This window comes from Arthrobacter sp. StoSoilB13, assembly GCF_019977255.1.
Lineage (GTDB): Bacteria > Actinomycetota > Actinomycetes > Actinomycetales > Micrococcaceae > Arthrobacter.
Map to the genome: position 1 here is coordinate 2,394,259 of NZ_AP024647.1, position 16,363 is coordinate 2,410,621.

Sequence of the window (16,363 nt, forward strand, 5' to 3'; positions counted from 1 at the left end):
ATGAGAAATAGACTCAGCGTTGGACTCGGCGCAGTGGTTTTCGCCGTGGCTCTTGCCGGTTGCGCCGGAAGCCCCGGGACAAGCACCACGTCTACTACCGCGCCGACGGCCGCCACTTCCTCGACGGCACCTACCTCCATGTCCCCAAGTACGGACGCAATGTCCAGCCCGGCCGCGGCAGGCGCAGAGATGAAAGTTGCATCATCCAGCGCCGGGCAGATCGTGGTGGACAGCAAGGGCATGAGCCTGTACTTCTTCACCAAGGACGTCAAGGATTCAGGAACCAGTGCATGCACGGGCGCCTGCCTGGCCGCTTGGCCGGTGTTCACGACGACGTCGGACAAGCCGGCCGTTGAAGGCGTCAGTGGCACCGTGGGAACCATAGCTACCCCTGACGGGAAGAAGCAGGTCACACTCAATGGCATGCCGCTGTACTACTACGCCAAGGACAAGGCTCCGGGCGACGTCAACGGCCAGGGCGTGATGAACGTCTGGTACCTGGTAAGCCCCAGCGGCGAGATGATCAAGGGCGCCGCCTCGGGATACTGAGGCGTGACACCGAGATCGTGGGAAGCCTGCCGTGTCGCCGAAGGGTTACGTGCGTACAGGCAGGGTTCCCACGCACTCGCGCTCAGGCCGCATCACCTGAGTGCCCGAAGGATGCGTTCCTTGAAGGCGCGCTCTTGAAACAGGTCCTTCCACTCGATCCGGATAAACCGCCATCCCTCCTCGACGAGTGCCTTTTCCCGCCGTCGTTCTTGAAAGATGACCTCCTCTGTCGGATTGAAGTCGAAGTATTTAGTGCGACCGTCAAACTCCAGAGCCAGTTTTTGCTCTTCCCAAGCGAAATCCATGCGATGGCGACCCAATCGGGACTGCACCTCGAATTGTGGCTGTGGGGGCCTGATGCTGAGCCTTTGCATCAACTCACGGGTAAGCGTCTCGCCAGCAGACTCGGAGCGGGGGTCTGCGTTGTCCAAAGCTTTGCGCAGCGTGCGGATACCCCGCTTCCCGGAGGAGACCGTGGCCAAGGAGGTCAGCCTGCTTCTATCAGCGCCGACACGTAGTCCATGATCCATAATCACCAGTGCTTTGGGATAGCTAAGCATCCTTGCACTGTCAAAGATGGTGCGTTCGAGTGTGGTCGCCCGCAAACCCTGAACCTGCACGACGTCGTCCTCAGTGAAGCTTTCTGTGTGTCCCCGAACGTCCTTGCCCCATCTGTCGGAGGAAGGCCTGGTCGTGTGCAGAACATGAACCTTGTCATCCACGCCCCACACAAACAGGGCCCGTGGAGTCGTGCCGCCGACAAATGGCTGTAGACGAAACCGCCTGTTGACGTTGTCAGCGTCCCGTGCGCATGTGCCAGGATCCGCTCCTTGGCCTGTCTCCTCGGACCCAGTGCATTCCACTTGCTGCCCCTGATGTAGCAGCCGTACCTCAAGCGGTGCAGCTCACCGGAGTCCACCAGGGCCTTGACCTTTCGACTGTTTAGGCCGAAGCGGAGTAACTCGTCGGTTCTCCACATGTACCCGCGCACAGGAAGCAGGTGGACTAACGGGGCGGTGCTTTCAGGCGATGATGTTGGATCCATGGCCTCAGCATGCCGACGAAGCATCCAGTCCTTAAAGGGGTGCGCGACGCTATGTGGACATCCGAGTGCCGAGGCTCCGGGAACGATGCGAATACGCCGGAAGTTCGCCCATGAACGCGCACGTTTCCAGCGAAGTGAGGAGACGCCAGGCCTACCATCACCGCAGGGGTGACAGCCAAATCGCCCGAAAAGCGCGGGATCGCCGGAACGCTACGGCGATTGCGGAGCGTTCCGGCGATCTCGGCGGGTCTCCTGCAACGCTGCGGCCTACGCGTCCGCGAGTTCGTCGGACTCTTCGAACTCCACCGCCGCGATGATTTCCTTGGTCTCAGGGTGGATCATGAAGGCTTCCTCGTCGTCCTCCACCATGATGTAGTCGCCGTGGTCGGTGGAGAAGTGCCAGGCGAGGGTCTTCACGCCGTCGTGCTCGTAGTTGGGGTCTCCCATGGTGATCTTCTGCAGCGCGTAGCCGGCTACGTCGCACAGTTCCCGGATGATGACCTCAAACTCGGGTGCGTTGGCGAGGGCTTCTTCGTCTGCTTCGGCTTGGCGCTCGGCAAGGTCCGGAATCAGGGCAACGCGCTTGGCAATGTGTGCTTCCAACTCCTCGTCAGAGAGAACCAGCAGCCCGGGCTGGTTCCGAAGGTAAGCGGCGTTGAGGTCGATGATGTCCTCTTCCTCCAGCAAGGCTTCGAACTCGCCGTCGAGCTCGTCCAGGACAACGACGGCCTCGAGGGGCGCTTCGGAATCGTCCAGCTCGCCGTCGAGGTAGGCCTCGGCGTCGTCCTCACTCAACGCATCAAAGGCTGCAGCGGTGCGGTTGAACAGGTCCAGGTGCCGGGTGGCACCCATGCCTTCCAAACCGGCACGCACGTAGGCGTCCAACTCTTCACGCTCCGGGGCGGTGAACACGTACTGGGCGAATCCACCGGCCAACGCCTGGGTCAGGTAAAAATCAACAAAGTAGCTGTTGAGCGCGGGGGACGCGATTTCGTCGCTGTTGAGGAGTTCCGCATACATCTGGTTCACGACGTTGACGTTGGAATCCACTACGTCTGCATTGCCTGCTTCGAAGCTGGCCTTGTTCAGGACGACGGGGTACTCGTTGGTAGTCATGGGAAATCCTCACTGCTGAAAGCTGTTGGTGCTCCGGACCCTTTCAACGTACGCATGAGAGCGGTTCGGCAATCGAGGTTGAGGTTAACGGAGGGCGAAGTTTGGGAGCCGTTTTCTGCTGACTAAGATTGAGCAGATAACCTCCTGCCGAAAGTAGCCCGACGCATGCCGTCCCACACAGACGAAACCTGGGAACTGGCCATTCAGACTCCTGCCATTAACGACCGCTCCCTGGCGGCCGGATTGGCCTATGCCATGGGCAGCCGCGTGAGCGGAATTTCTTTCGATTCGGCCACCGGCCTCCTGCTTGGCAAGGTCCGCGGCACCGGTCCGCAACCATATTCGACGTCGGCCAAGCTGGTTCGCAAGCCCAGCGGCTGGAGCTGCACCGTAGGTATTTGCAGCTGCCCTGTCCGCAAGGACTGCAAACATGTGGCTGCCCTGCTTTTCACGGCTGAAGACCACCCCACTATCCGTGCCCAGCTCCTGTCCCAGGCACCCGGGATCCAGACCTCGCGCCTTGGTTCCTCCGAGCAAGGCGGTGCCGGGCGGCCGGCTTGGGAGCAAGCCCTCAACAGGCTGATCGCGAAGCCGGGCACTGCGCCGAGCACTGCCGGCATTCCGCTCGCCCTGCAGTTCGAGGTTGAGGAACCGGCCGCCCACTTCTCCTACACAGGCCGCCGCGATCCCATGCGCAGTGTCCGGCAGCTCAAGGCCCGGCCCGTGATGATGGGCGCCAAGGGAAAATGGATCCGCGGCGACGTCTCCTGGAACAACCTGAGCTACATCAGTTTCCGCCGCGAATTCAATGAGGCACACGTCGAGTGGCTTCAGACTTTCCTCGCTGCCCATGGTTCCAGCAATGGTCGCCAGCAACCGTCGGGCGCCATGTGGTTGAGCCTGAATGATTTCGCCGCCAAGAACCTTTGGACCCTTCTCGCCGATGCAACTAAAGCCGGCATTCCGCTGATTCACGCGGCTGGTAGCGAGCCTGTCCACGTCGAGACCCAACCCGCCGTCGTCGGACTCAGTTTGGCGCGCCTTGAAGCGCTGGGCGGTAAAGACGGGAAGCAAACGCCCGACGGCGGCCTGCAGCTTGCGCCGTCGGTGACGGTAGGCGGTGAGCAGATTGATGCCGGGACTGTGGGCTTCCTCGGCAAGCCCGCGTATGGGATTTTCTTCACGCATTCCGGCGCCGAAGCCTTGCCCGGGGTGCCGCAGCAGAACAACCTGATCACGCTCGCCCCGATTGAGGGCGGTATCACTGACGAACTGCTCGAGTTTGTCACCGAGGGCGAGACGCTTCTGATTCCGGCCGAAGATGAGAGCCGGTTCCTGACGTCCTTCTACCCGAAGCTGCGGCAGTCGACGCCCGTCAAGGCAGCGGATGAATCCGTGGAACTGCCAACCCTGGCGGTCCCCACGCTTTCCCTGCTCGCCAACTACGGCACCGACCACAAAGTCCGGCTGCACTGGGAATGGCACTACAAGTCCGGCACGTTGGTCACCGCGCAGCCCTTGTGGCGGCACCCGGATGACCGTGGCTACCGGGATGACCTTGAGGAAGCCCGGATCCTGGATTCGATCGGTCGGCCGTGGGACGTAGTTCCCGCGTTGGCGGAATCGGCTACCGGCGGCTGGGGCGCTCCGCGGCTCGCGGCGTCGGCTGAGCTTTCCGGCCTGGACACGCTGGCTTTCACCGAGGAGATCCTGCCCGCGCTCAAGGACCTGCCCGACGTCGTCGTAGAGACCTCCGGTGACATCGCTGATTACCGCGAAGCCGCCGAAGCTCCCGTTGTCTCCATCTCCACGAAGGAAACGGCGAGCGGCGACTGGTTCGATCTCGGCATCGTCATCACCCTCGAAGGCGAACCGGTCTCGTTCGCCGCCGTGTTCTCTGCACTGGCCGCCGGGATGAGCCGCATGCTGCTCCCCAGCGGCGCCTATTTCTCCCTCGACTTGCCTGAGCTGCACCAGCTCCGAGCGTTGATCGACGAAGCCCGCTCCCTTCAGGACAACCCGGACAACAAAGACGGCGCCCTGCAGATCAGCCGCTTCCAGGCCGGGCTCTGGGACGAACTCGCGCAACTCGGCATCGTTGACGAACAGGCCGCCGCGTGGCGCGAAGCTGTTGGCGGATTGCTCGACGACGGCGTGACCGGGCTGCCGCTGCCGGCAGGCCTTAACGCCGAGCTGCGTCCGTATCAGCTTGAAGGTTTCAACTGGCTCAGCTTCCTCTTCAAGCACAGCCTGGGCGGCGTGTTGGCCGATGACATGGGCTTGGGCAAGACCGTGCAGGCGATCGCGCTGATCTGTGCGGCCAAGGAGTTGGCTGCGGCTGTTGATACGGCCGTGGGCGGTGTGGCCGACAGCCCGCCCCGCGCTCCGTTCCTGGTGGTGGCCCCAACCAGCGTGGTGAGCAACTGGGGCCGCCGAAGCGCAACGGTTCGCTCCCGGGCTCATTGTGCGGACCGTCGGTGAAACTTTCGCCAAGAGCGGGCTGTCACCTGTCGACGCGCTGGCGGGTGCCGACGTCGTTATTACGTCCTATGCGCTGTTCCGCATTGATTACGATGCCTACGCGTCGTTCCAGTGGGCGGGGCTCATGCTGGACGAGGCGCAGTTCGTGAAGAACCACCAATCCAAGGCCTACCAGTGCGCGCGGAAGCTTCCGGCCCGGTTCAAACTGGCCATCACAGGCACGCCGCTGGAGAACAACCTCATGGAGTTCTGGGCACTGACGTCGATCGTGGCGCCTGGCCTGTTCCCGAGTCCCAAGCGGTTCGCGGAAAACTACCAGAAGCCGGTGGAGAAGAACGGTGACTCGGCGCAGTTGGCCAAGCTCCGGCGTCGTGTCCGTCCACTGATGATGCGCCGCACCAAAGAACAGGTCATCAAGGATCTGCCGCCGAAGCAGGAGCAGGTCCTTGAGGTCGTGCTGAACCCGCGGCACCAGAAGGTTTACCAGACGCACCTCCAGCGCGAGCGGCAGAAGATCCTTGGACTGATCGACGACGTCAACAAGAACCGTTTCACGATCTTCCAGTCCTTGACGTTGCTGCGTCAGCTGAGCTTGGATGCGTCGTTGGTGGATTCTTCCTTGTCAGGGGTGCGGTCGTCCAAGCTGGATGTGCTGTTCGAACAGTTGGAGGATTTGATCTCCGAGGGCCACCGCGCCCTGATTTTCAGCCAGTTCACGGGCTTCCTGGGCAAGGTTCGGGAGCGTTTGGATGCCGAGGGGGTGGAGTATTGCTACCTTGATGGCAGCACCCGAAACCGTGGCGATGTGGTGAGCGAGTTCAAGAACGGCGCCGCTCCGGTGTTCCTGATTTCGCTGAAGGCCGGTGGCTTCGGGCTCAACCTCACTGAGGCGGATTACGTGTTCCTGCTGGATCCGTGGTGGAACCCGGCGTCCGAGGCACAGGCTGTGGACCGTACGCACCGCATCGGGCAGGCCCGGAACGTCATGGTCTACCGGTTGGTTGCGAAGGACACCATCGAAGAAAAGGTCATGGCGCTGAAGGCCAAGAAGTCGCAGCTGTTCGCGGATGTGATGGAAGGCGACGCCCTGGCTGGTGGCTCGTTGACGGCGGAGGACCTGGCGGCGCTGTTCGCGGAATAGTCGCTGCTTGGCTCTAGACTCTCCCCGGCCCAAGAATGTGGTCGCTGGCACATCAATAGGGGGAGCTGCAGTGACCACTCTGCTGTTTTCGACGCAAGAACATTTGAGGGCCCGTTCGAAGGGACTCCTGCGGACTCTTTCCGCTACGCTGCTTGCCGTGAGCCTGACGGCCGCCGCTCTGTTCGGAATGGCGTCGCCGGCACAGGCGGACGTGCGCGTCGCAGACATCGTGACAGGCAGCGGGCCCGACACCACCGTAGTGAACCCAGTGACGAACAAAATCTACGTCTCGCATCTGGGCAGCCCCTACATCTTGGTGGTTGATGGGGCCACCAATGTTGCTACAAGCATCCCGCTCCCCGGTCTGTCTACAGGCCCTGGCCATCAATACTGTCACCAACAAGATCTATGCATCCGTGAACGGGACAATCCTTGCCATCGACGGCGCAAGCAACGCTGTCGCCGTTGTGTACTCGGGCCCTGGCGTTGGGAAATTGTTGGTCAACGAGACGACCAACCAGATCTTCGCCCGAGGCGGCGGACCCGACAGTGTTCTCATTTTCGACGCCGCCACTAAGACAACCGCGACGGTGGCGGTGGGAACCTACTCGTCCGACATGGCCCTGAATCCTGTCACTAACAAGGCGTATGTAACGGATGCGGACAGCAACACAGTTTTCGTCATCGACGGGACCCGTAAGACGTCGACTCCAGTGGCGGTAGGGGAGCGACCCTTTCACGTTGCCGTGAACTCCGCGACCAACAAGATCTATGTGAGCAATGAGCAAAACAGCCTCAGTAGCGGATACATCGTTAACGTCATTGACGGCGTCACCAACGCCGTTACTGATATTGGCATCACTGACGCACCTGGCGCCCTTGCAGTAAACGAGAAGACAAACAAGGTTTACGTTTCAACGGGCGCCTATTACCTGTCCGAATTGGACGGAGCAACGAACAAAGTCAGGAAATTCGAATACGGCGACTTCCTGGACTCCCCCGTCAGCCTGGTTGTCAACGAAACCACCAACAAGGTCTACGGTGTCATTCCAAACCGGGGCAAACTGATCGTACTTCGCGCCAGCACTGGCGTCTTTGAAATCATCCAGGTGGGCAACTGGCCTCAAGTGGCGGCCGTCAACGAGGTAACAAATAGAACCTACGTCGCAAACCAGACGGGCGGCGCACTTTCAGTCATCGACGGCGCTGACGCTCCTCCTGCGTTTACGGCAAGCCAGCCGCCCGTAGCGGCAACGGTAGGCTCGGCCTACAAATACACCTTCCAAGCGAAGGGCTCTCCAGCACCCAAATTCTCTGTCTACGCGGGCACTTTGCCTCCAGGGCTGACCCTGGACAAGCAGACCGGCGTTCTTTCCGGCATCGCAACCAAGGCGGGGACCTACAAAGTCCAGGTGGCTGCGTCCAATGGTGTCAGCCCCTCAGCCTTCAGCAAGTGGTTCGCGATCACGGTCAACGCTGCCAAGAACGATTTCACCTCCGATGGCAAAGCCGACACCCTAGCCCGGGACTCGGCAGGCACTCTATGGCTATACGCGGGCGACACAGGCGGTCACTTCCTGCCCCGTACTCAAGTTGGTTCCGGCTGGAACGCCATGACATCGCTCGTGGCTCCAGGCGACCTCAACGGTGACGCCAAGCCGGACGTCCTTGCACGTGACGCAGCCGGAGTCCTGTGGCTTTACCCAAGCAACGGATACGGCGAATGGTACCCCCGGATCCAGGTCGGTGCCGGTTGGAATGTCATGACCTCAATCGTGGGCCCTGGCGACTTCAACGGCGACGGCAAGCACGATGTCTTAGCCAGGGACTCTTCAGGGACATTGTGGCTGTATCCGGGTAACGGTGCTGCCGGGTGGCTCCCTCGGGTCGCGGTCGGCTCAGGCTGGAATGCGATGGACAAGATCGTGGGCCCCGGAGACTTCAATGGAGACGGCAAGCACGATGTCTTCGCCATCGATACCGGGGGCACGTTGTGGCTCTACCCCGGCAACGGCACAAGCGGCTGGCTCCCCCGCGTCCAGGTGGGTTCGGGCTGGAACTCCATGACCGCCGTCGTTGGTCCCGGCGACTTCAACAGCAACTTCCTACCGGACGGCACAGCCGACCTCCTGGCCCGCGATATTGAAGGCGTCCTCTGGCACTACCCCGGCGACGGCAAGGGTGGCTGGATGCCGCGCTTCGCTGTTGGTTGGGGATGGGGCGTCATGACGGCTGTTCTCTAGGACTATCGACGGCGGCCTTCCGCGGGGAGGCCGCCGTACACCCTCGCGCTTCGATACTGAGTCCGGATCCATCATTTTGAACGCGCTTCTTTGCCTCCGGCAACTGGTCCCCTCACATCCGTATAGCTATCAGTGGACGTGACCCACAAAACGTGACGGATGGAGCCAGTGGCGGCCGCTCAAAACAAAGTCAGTCGTCCAACCGCACCCCGCGCAGCAACAGCATCGTTCCGCTCACGGCCACAGCGGACGCCAGGAACACACCCGCAGCACCGAGACCTACCGCCACAACACCGATGGCGCTCGGCAGGACAACTTGCCCCACCCTGTTCCCGGCGAGCCTCAAGGCCAGCGCACGTCCGCGTTGGCCTTCGGGCGCTTGGGCCGACAACCAGGACATGGTCAGCGGCTGTCCGATTCCCAGCCCGAGGCCCAGGAAAGCCATGACGACGAACAGCAACCACATCGGCATCGGAATGGCAGCTACTGCCAGCGAGACCGTGGAAACCGCAAGGCTCAGGACCAGCAACCTCATCCGCCCCAACTTCCGGGACATGCTGCCAAGCCCAATCCGGGAGACCATCGAGAACGCGGCGCGAACAGTCAGCATGAGACCGACTGTGGCCGCGGTAAGACCCCGCTCAGCGCCAAGCGCAGGCAGGTAGACCACCGTAAGATCCACCACTGCCAGGACGGTTGCACTCGTTGCCAATGCCCGGACCACGCCCGGCGTTCTCAACAAGGAGATGGCACCGCCTTTGGGGCTGTCCGCTGTTTTGGCCTTGTCCCTCCGGCCACTGACTTGGCCAGAGATAACGAACGTGGTCAGGAACAGCACCAGGCCCATGGCCGTCGCGAGAAGGAAGATCGCGTTCGTATCCGGGCGGACAGAGGCGCCGCCCACCAAGGAAATCGCCAACGGCCCCAAGTGCCTGGCCCAGCGACGCGGCGAACGTCAGGTACCCGAAGGCTGAATCGAGCCGGGTGGAGTTGGCATTGTTCGCAACCACCGCCTGCTGCCCCACCACGCAAGCCAACTGGCCGGCGCCAAGAAGCGCAGTTCCGGCCACCAACGCAGGAACCGACGTTCCGAACAACAGCAGAAAAGCGGAACAACCCAGCACGACGGCGGAGCCGATCGCCATGAGGCGACGCTCACCGAGGCGGTCCACCAGTCCGCCGATCGGCAGCGCGAGGAGTAGCGGGAAGACTGCATAACTGGCAGCGAGAAGACCGAGTGCAAACCCGGGGACATCGAGTTCCAGTGCCCGGTAGCTGGTGGCTGGCCGCACCAGGAACGTGACTGCCTGGATGAGTGCGGAGTGGATCAGAAGTGCAAGGGACGAGCGTCGCCCGAGTTCGCCAATCATTCGACCACAAGGCCCGCGCCTGAAATGGCACGCAACGTCTCGTCACGGGCGGCGATGACGTGGTCGAACGCGATCTTCGCTGCCTTGTCTGGCTTCTTTGAGGCTATGGCTTCCACCAGTACGCGGTGGTCGGCAAGGGCCTGTTCCCGGCGCTCACCGGAATTGTTGGTGAAATGCCGGTATCGCTCAACCTGGCTGGAGATCTGGTCATGGAAGCGTTGTGCCCAGGAATTTCCGGCGATCCCAGCGATGGTGGCGTGCAATGTCACGCCGTATTTCATGGCTTCATCAGCGAATTCCACCATGGCCGCATTTCGTTCAAGAATGCCCTGCAGCTTTTCGATATCTTCACTAGTTGCCTTGGCGCACGCTTCCCGTGCCATCAACGATTCCAGTGCTGCCCGAACGTCGTACAGTTCGGCAATCACCGTCTCATCCAGCGCTGGAACCACCACTCCCCCGGTTGCCTGTTGCTCCAGGAGGCTCTCCGAAATCAGACGCCGGATAGCTTCCCTCAGCGGGGTTCGGCTGACTTGCAGCGCAGTAGCCATGGCCGGCTCGTAAACACGCTCACCTGGCTTGAGCTCCAAGCTGAGGATCCGGCGTTTGAGCTCGCTGTAGACCAGGTGTGCCCCTGTGTTCCGTGGTTGTTGATGGGCCATACGGCTTCCTTGGCTTGGGTGTGTGTACTTGTATACATCTATACATTGCGCGCGAAGCCAACGCAACGCGGGGTCACTTACGGCCCATGTTCTCGGCGATAACCGGCCGTAAGTGACCCCGCGTTGCGTAATCCGCTGATTCGCTGGTCCGCCAAGGGTGCCGAAGCCGGGCGCTCAAGGTAAGTTTCGACGTCGGGCCTTACCTGGGCACACCGCCGACGCCGTCCGGGACTTCTCTTCGATCATGTGAGAGAGCATCCCGGATTATGGGCGGTCATCTGAGAGAGCATCCCGGATTATGGGCGGTCATCTGAGAGAGCATCCCGGATTAAGGGCGGTGATGTGAGAGAGCATCCAGGGTTGCCTGACCCGAATCGGTTTCTGTCGCACATCCCAACGTCTTTTCCGGTTCCAGACGCAAGAAGGGGACCAGCTCAGCTGGTCCCCTTCTTCGCGTTCATTGGCCGTTAGGCAGCGGGCGTCATTAGCCGCGGCAGAGTTCACCGTACTTGGTGCCGGCTTCCTGGTAGGCGGCGGAGAGCTCGCCCATCTTTTTCTCGTCCGGGGATTCCTTCACGAGCTCATCCGAGTATTCAAGGATGGCCGTGACCACGGGCTTCATTTCGTTGGAGGCAACGGGTTCAATGGGGCGGATGGCGTTTGCGACGCGAATGGTCGCGGTCTTGCTGGCGTTGCTCGGGAGGCTGGCAACGGCGACACCCACCCGGTCACACGTTTCTGCGGTGGTCAGCTGCGGCGAGGAGCAGGCTGATGCCGTGGCAAGCAGCCCGGCAGCGATCAGGACAGTGGTGAGTTTCTTCATGATTCCCTCAATAGTCGGCGCGTCCCTTCGATTGTAAACAGTGCAGGGGCGAGGCCGCGCATTGGGACCCCTACCGAACAGCACGCCTCCCTGGCCTAGGCTGGAGAACATGGCGATCATTCACAAGGCAACCCTGTCCCCGTCCAAGCTCGAACTCATCGCTGGATACCTGCCGACGCAGCCCTGGTTCAGCCACGAAGGGGCCCCGGAGCTCATTGGGGCCTACCGTTTTGACGACCCCGCCGGCGAGGTGGGGCTCGAGACGCATGTGGTCGCCGCTGGCGAGCGCATCTACCAGGTACCCCTGAGCTACAGGGGCTACGAACTGGCCGGCGCCCAGGAATGGCTCATCGGCACCATGGACCACTCCGTCCTTGGCAAGCGGTGGGTCTATGACGCCTGCGCAGATCCCGTTTACGTCAAAGCCCTGGCCACGGCTATCCTCACGGGCCAGGAAGAGGCCGCGCTGATCGTCGACGGCGAGCCTGAGCCCCGGCCCAGCTCCGTCAATGTGAAGGGAAGCGGAACGCTCGACGCCGGTGTCCCCGCCTTGAGTGCCTCGGCCCCCGTGTCGGGCAGTGGCGTGACCATCATTGACGCAGGTGAGCTTCGCTTGAAGGTTGCCAGGGTGGTGGATGTCGCGGCTGAGCTCCACAACGAGTTGACCCTCAGCGGCAAGTGGGCCGGACTGGAGAACCCCGTGGAGCTGGCAGCCATAATCCCGGCCTGAAAAGAGCGCTGCGTTCAGGCACCTTTTGGTCCTGCAGCCCGCGGCGTAGTCTGGCAACGGGGCCATCTACTCCGTGAGGGGTTCATATGTACAAAGCACAAAACATCATTCCCGCAGTGCAGGACCTCGCAGCCGAGTGGGTGAAGCACGCAGCGGAGGGCACGTCGTCGCAAGCCGACGCAGTAGTGGGGTGGGCGTTATCCCGGATCAATCACGCCGATGTCCCGTCGGTGGTGCACGGCGTAATGCTCACGCTGACCGGGAACCGTAAAGCCGCAAAGAGGGCTCGGCGCACCGCAGCCAGAGCGGTCAAAAGGGCGACGCAAACTTTGAGTCGTCGAACCAGTCAGCGGAATTCCCCGCGTGCCGGGTGGTTGGTTGCTTTGGCAGTTGGTGGCGTCGGCGCGGGCCTGGTGCTGGCGTGGCGAATGATGGTGCCTCCCGGCGAGCCGTCCCCTGCCAAGCCGGCCACGCCAACGGCGAATCCGTCCACGTCCAATGACCCCGCTGGTACGTCTGCGGACGTGCCGCCGGAGACGTACTAAGAGCCGGCAGATTTCTACCGGCTGGCGGGACGCCTAGCTCGGAGGCTGGACGCCTAGCTCGGAGCTGGGCTAGACCCGTGCTGGGCTAGCCTGGCCTGCCCTCATCGTGTCGCCGAGTCCTTCTCCTAAGGACCATCCTGCTGAACAGTAAGTAGGCGCCTGTTCCAGCGAGCAGGAACCCGACCACACCCACAAGGACGAGTTGTGTGATGATCCCGGCAATGACCATTGCAAAACCGGCCAAAACTGCCAGGACACCAAAAACTGAGCGCGCCACCGCACCGCGCGGCCGCCCCGACTTCAGCTGAAGGTCCAGGTCAGGATCCGATGAAGCGAGATCCCGCTCAAGCTCTTCCAAACTCCTGCGCTCTTCATCCGACAACGACATCGGAATCTTCCCTCACTACACGAGCATGGGACGCTTTCCAGCGCCTACACGCCAACCACCAGCACGTGCACTTCTTGCCGTGCCATGACATTATTATCGTCCTTTTCCGGCCACTATCCACAGCATAAGGAAGCCCTACCTGGCGTTGGGTGCCGGCACGGTCTCGTTGAGTACGCGCAGGGCGTTGAGCGTACGTGGATACCCGATGTACGGCAGCAACTGCGTGATGACGTCAAGCATCAACCCGCGGCTGTTACCCACGTTCAGATTGGCCAGAATGTGCCCCTTGACCTGTGGCTCGCAGCCGCCAAGGGAAACGAGCATGGACAAGGTGAGGAGTTCACGCCTTGGAACATCAATGCCGGTGCGCGTCAGAAAATCGCCGAAGCAGTTCGCGGCGAGGTACTCCTGAAAGTGCATTTCATCAGCTGAGGCAGCTGCGCGCATGTCGTCGATGCGTTCTGCCCCTATGATCTCCTTCTGGATAGCCAGCCCTTTTTCCGCCCGGTCCTTGGGCGTCGTGGTGGACTGGCCCGGAACAGGAAGCTCCACGCCGAATTCTTTGAGGATTTCATTGGTGGCGTGCAGGAAATCGGAAACTTTGCCCATGCCGACATACGGGACGGCTTGGTAGACAAGTTCCTTCACCTCCACCGGAGTTACCCCAACGGTAAGGGGCCGCGCCGAGCAACGTCCGGTATTCCCGCATTCCTTGTGACGCGATAAGGGAGGCGAGCTGAACCATGAGCCGCGTCCTGGTATCCAGTGTTCCGTAGCTTAAAACCTCGTCGAATGCGAAGTTGTTGAAAATCTCCACGAGCTCGGGGTCTGTAACCGCCAGGGCCGGAAGCTGACCTGGGAACAGTTCGTCGTGATTTCGTCGTGCCGTTTCGCTGGGTGCCATCGTAGGCCTCTCTTTCGTGGGAGCTCTCCCATCAATGCGTGGCTCCTGTGGATGCCCCACCGCGGGGTCCAGCCACGAACCGCGGCGTTGCTACTCAGGCCGCGGCCTCCACACCACGACGGCTTGCGACCGTGCACGGGGACGTTGACCGCGGGCCAGACTGACGACGTCGCCGGCTGCTCCCGCTGCGAAAATACGGGTGTCCAAGGGGCTGCGGCGTCGGGTCAGTTCCTCCGTCAGCTCGGCCACGCGGTACTGCAGTGCAGCGACTTGGTTTTCCAGGTCCAAAATGCGCTTGATGCCTTCGAGCGAGACGCCGGACTGCGAGAGGCGCTGGACCTCCCGCAGCTTTTCGACGTCGTTCTGGGAGTACCTGCGCGACTTCCCGGGGGCGCGGCTGGGCGAGACGATGCCCAGGCGGTCGTATTGGCGCAACGTCTGCGGATGCATGTCGGCAAGCTCCGCGGCGACGGAGATGACAAAGATCGGCTGGTTGACGTCGATTGCCATGACCGTCTCCTTACAACCGGGCCTTCGCGGCCAGGTCGTGACGCGGGTTGGCATCGGTGGTCGCGGCAGCAAATGCCTTCACGGCCTCCTCCGCTTCCTTGTTCAGGTTCTGTGGGACGGCGACGTCGATAGTCACCAGGAGGTCTCCGGTCGCCTTGGACGTTTTCACACCCCGGCCCTTGACCCGGAGGGTACGACCCGACGGTGTTCCGGCCGGGACACGCACCTTGACGGTGTCGCCGTCGAGCGTTGGAACCTCAATGGTCGCGCCAAGCGCAGCTTCCGCGAACGTAACGGGCACGTGGATGCGGATGTTGTCGCCGTCGCGCTGGAAAAACTCGTGCGGCTTCACGTTCACCGTGATGATGAGATCGCCGTTGCCGGCAGGACCAACGTTGCCCTTGCCGCGCTGGCGGACTTTCTGCCCGTCTTTGATGCCGGCGGGGATTTTGACGTCGATCACGTGTCCGTTGCTTTCGCGCAGGCTTACCGTAGTGCCCTTGATGGATCCAGCAAAGGAGATGGACGTCGTCGCAGTGCGGTCCGAACCCTTCTGCGGTGCCCGCTGGAACCCGGTCTGGCCACCACCAAAGCCGCCACCAAACAGGTCAGCAAACTCCGGAGGAATGCCACCGGCACCCGAGGGCTGACGCGCGCCGCCACCGAACAAACCACCGAACAGGTCCTCAAACCCACCATTGGCACCAGCACCACCACGCCCGGCGCCCGCACCGGGAGCGAACCGGGCACCACCCATGGCACGGATCGCGTCATACTGCTGCCTGTCCTCAGGACTCGACAAGACAGAATAAGCCTCGGAAATGTCCTTAAACTTCTTCTCCGCAGCAGCATTCCCGGAATTGGTATCCGGGTGATACTGCCGCGCAAGCTTGCGGTAAGCCTTCTTAATATCCGCGTCGGACGCGTCCTTGGCGATACCAAGGATCGCGTAAAAATCCTTTTCAACCCAGTCCTGGCTGGCCAAGAGCGTTTCCTTTCAAATCAATAAACAAGCACCTGCGTCCACCCACCTTAGGTGACCCGACAGCGGGAGCGGAGCGAGACAAGGGGCCCGGGAGTGGCTTCGGGCCTACCGGAGCCGGGTGGCTTTGGATCGAAGATCCCAAGCCACCCGGCGTAGGGGCGGGGCCCCTTGTCTCGCTTCGCGGTGGAACTTACGCCGGTACAGCCACGATCACCTGGGCCGCACGCAGGACCCGCTCACCTGAGCGGTATCCCGAGCGCAGCACCTGGCTGACCGTGTCCACGTCGATGTCCTCGCCGGGCTGCTGGATGAGTGCCTCGTGGATGGTGGGATCGAATTCGACACCCGTTTCCGCGATGCGTTCCAGCCCGTACGTCTTCAGCGCGTTTTCCAGTTTGGTGGCGATGGCGGCGAAGGGGCCGTCTTCAAGGTCACCGTGCTGGCGTGCGGCGTCGACGTCGTCCAGCACCGGGAGCAGGGAGTTCAGGACGCCAATGACGGCCATTTCTCCTGCTACGGCGCGGTCGCGTTCGACGCGCTTGCGGTAGTTGACGTATTCAGCCTGAAGGCGAAGGAGGTCGTTGCGGAGCTCCGCTGCCTGGGCTTCAGCCGCGGCGCCGGAGGCTACCGACTCCTCGGCAGGGACCTCTACCCCGTTGAGGATTTCCTCAGCCTGGGACAGAGCGTCACCTTCCGTGGAAGTGGCGTTGCCTTCGGTGGGAGCAGCAGCTTCGCCTTCGGGGTGGCGGGCAGCCCCGGTCTCCGGGTCAACCTTGCGGTTGTCCCGAATCACCGGTTTCTGCTGACGGGCGCCTTCGCGCTCGTCGCCGTTTCCTTCAGAGTGCTCTGCTTCGTTGCCGTGGTGGGGCAT

General features: G+C 61.9%; 12 protein-coding genes and 3 pseudogenes. 5 read left to right on the forward strand and 10 right to left on the reverse strand.

Annotated elements, in window-relative coordinates:
• A complete protein-coding gene (locus tag LDP01_RS11230) occupies positions 1-549 on the forward strand; it encodes a COG4315 family predicted lipoprotein (RefSeq protein ID WP_224089148.1) in 549 nt (182 codons plus the stop codon).
• 92 nt (positions 550-641) lie between these two features.
• Here LDP01_RS11230 and LDP01_RS11235 read toward each other — a convergent pair.
• Positions 642-1,594 (reverse strand): annotated as a pseudogene (locus LDP01_RS11235) (type IV toxin-antitoxin system AbiEi family antitoxin domain-containing protein).
• A gap of 267 nt (positions 1,595-1,861) precedes the next feature.
• Positions 1,862-2,710 (reverse strand): DMP19 family protein, encoded by an 849-nt coding sequence (locus tag LDP01_RS11240; protein ID WP_224089151.1) that lies wholly within the window; start codon positions 2,708-2,710, stop codon positions 1,862-1,864.
• Between the two features lie 165 nt (positions 2,711-2,875).
• Between LDP01_RS11240 and LDP01_RS11245 the strand changes: the two are divergent.
• Positions 2,876-6,332 (forward strand): annotated as a pseudogene (locus LDP01_RS11245) (DEAD/DEAH box helicase).
• Positions 6,333-6,667: 335 nt separating this feature from the next.
• On the forward strand, positions 6,668-8,575 hold the full coding sequence (locus LDP01_RS11250; protein WP_224089154.1) for an FG-GAP-like repeat-containing protein: 1,908 nt from the start codon (positions 6,668-6,670) through the stop codon (positions 8,573-8,575).
• Between the two features lie 190 nt (positions 8,576-8,765).
• Here LDP01_RS11250 and LDP01_RS23735 read toward each other — a convergent pair.
• From LDP01_RS23735 to LDP01_RS11270, 3 genes and pseudogenes are all read right to left on the reverse strand, one after another.
• Positions 8,766-9,945: pseudogene (locus LDP01_RS23735) on the reverse strand (MFS transporter).
• Complete coding sequence (locus LDP01_RS11265) at positions 9,942-10,607, reverse strand: GntR family transcriptional regulator (RefSeq protein WP_224089162.1); 666 nt, start codon at positions 10,605-10,607, stop codon at positions 9,942-9,944. Before LDP01_RS11265 ends, LDP01_RS23735 begins: the two are co-directional and overlap by 4 nt.
• 484 nt (positions 10,608-11,091) lie before the next feature.
• Positions 11,092-11,430: a hypothetical protein gene (locus LDP01_RS11270; RefSeq protein ID WP_224089164.1), complete on the reverse strand. Its 339-nt coding sequence runs from the start codon at positions 11,428-11,430 to the stop codon at positions 11,092-11,094.
• Between the two features lie 109 nt (positions 11,431-11,539).
• On the opposite strand from LDP01_RS11270, the gene LDP01_RS11275 reads away from it, so the two are divergent.
• Positions 11,540-12,160, forward strand: a complete 621-nt coding sequence (locus LDP01_RS11275) for a CG0192-related protein (protein ID WP_224089166.1) — start codon at positions 11,540-11,542, stop codon at positions 12,158-12,160.
• An 86-nt stretch (positions 12,161-12,246) separates the two neighbouring features.
• On the forward strand, positions 12,247-12,705 hold the full coding sequence (locus tag LDP01_RS11280; RefSeq protein ID WP_224089167.1) for a hypothetical protein: 459 nt from the start codon (positions 12,247-12,249) through the stop codon (positions 12,703-12,705).
• Between the two features lie 85 nt (positions 12,706-12,790).
• On the opposite strand, the gene LDP01_RS11285 is transcribed toward LDP01_RS11280, so the two are convergent.
• The 5 genes from LDP01_RS11285 to LDP01_RS11305 form a co-directional block, all read right to left on the reverse strand.
• Positions 12,791-13,093, reverse strand: coding sequence for a DUF3040 domain-containing protein (locus LDP01_RS11285; protein WP_224089170.1), 303 nt, complete (start codon positions 13,091-13,093; stop codon positions 12,791-12,793).
• 135 nt (positions 13,094-13,228) lie between these two features.
• Positions 13,229-13,741: a carboxymuconolactone decarboxylase family protein gene (locus tag LDP01_RS11290; RefSeq protein WP_224089171.1), complete on the reverse strand. Its 513-nt coding sequence runs from the start codon at positions 13,739-13,741 to the stop codon at positions 13,229-13,231.
• Between the two features lie 346 nt (positions 13,742-14,087).
• The gene (locus tag LDP01_RS11295) at positions 14,088-14,507 is read right to left on the reverse strand and encodes a heat shock protein transcriptional repressor HspR (RefSeq protein ID WP_224089172.1); all 420 of its coding nucleotides are present in this window, start codon (positions 14,505-14,507) and stop codon (positions 14,088-14,090) included.
• A 10-nt stretch (positions 14,508-14,517) separates the two neighbouring features.
• Positions 14,518-15,492 carry a DnaJ C-terminal domain-containing protein gene (locus LDP01_RS11300; protein ID WP_223934638.1) on the reverse strand — a complete coding sequence of 325 codons (975 nt, stop codon included), beginning with the start codon at positions 15,490-15,492 and terminating at the stop codon, positions 14,518-14,520.
• 190 nt (positions 15,493-15,682) lie between these two features.
• Positions 15,683-16,363, reverse strand: a complete 681-nt coding sequence (locus LDP01_RS11305; protein ID WP_224089173.1) for a nucleotide exchange factor GrpE — start codon at positions 16,361-16,363, stop codon at positions 15,683-15,685.

What these genes read in the sequence shown, in the direction of transcription:
- LDP01_RS11305 (WP_224089173.1), bottom strand. Translation starts at nt 16,363, where the DNA reads ATGCCCCACCACGGCAACGAAGCAGAGCACTCTGAAGGAAACGGCGAC.
- LDP01_RS11280 (WP_224089167.1), top strand. Translation starts at nt 12,247, where the DNA reads ATGTACAAAGCACAAAACATCATTCCCGCAGTGCAGGACCTCGCAGCC.
- LDP01_RS11240 (WP_224089151.1), bottom strand. Translation starts at nt 2,710, where the DNA reads ATGACTACCAACGAGTACCCCGTCGTCCTGAACAAGGCCAGCTTCGAA.
- LDP01_RS11295 (WP_224089172.1), bottom strand. Translation starts at nt 14,507, where the DNA reads ATGGCAATCGACGTCAACCAGCCGATCTTTGTCATCTCCGTCGCCGCG.
- LDP01_RS11275 (WP_224089166.1), top strand. Translation starts at nt 11,540, where the DNA reads ATGGCGATCATTCACAAGGCAACCCTGTCCCCGTCCAAGCTCGAACTC.
- LDP01_RS11265 (WP_224089162.1), bottom strand. Translation starts at nt 10,607, where the DNA reads ATGGCCCATCAACAACCACGGAACACAGGGGCACACCTGGTCTACAGC.
- LDP01_RS11270 (WP_224089164.1), bottom strand. Translation starts at nt 11,430, where the DNA reads ATGAAGAAACTCACCACTGTCCTGATCGCTGCCGGGCTGCTTGCCACG.
- LDP01_RS11285 (WP_224089170.1), bottom strand. Translation starts at nt 13,093, where the DNA reads ATGTCGTTGTCGGATGAAGAGCGCAGGAGTTTGGAAGAGCTTGAGCGG.
- LDP01_RS11230 (WP_224089148.1), top strand. Translation starts at nt 1, where the DNA reads ATGAGAAATAGACTCAGCGTTGGACTCGGCGCAGTGGTTTTCGCCGTG.
- LDP01_RS11250 (WP_224089154.1), top strand. Translation starts at nt 6,668, where the DNA reads ATGTTGCTACAAGCATCCCGCTCCCCGGTCTGTCTACAGGCCCTGGCC.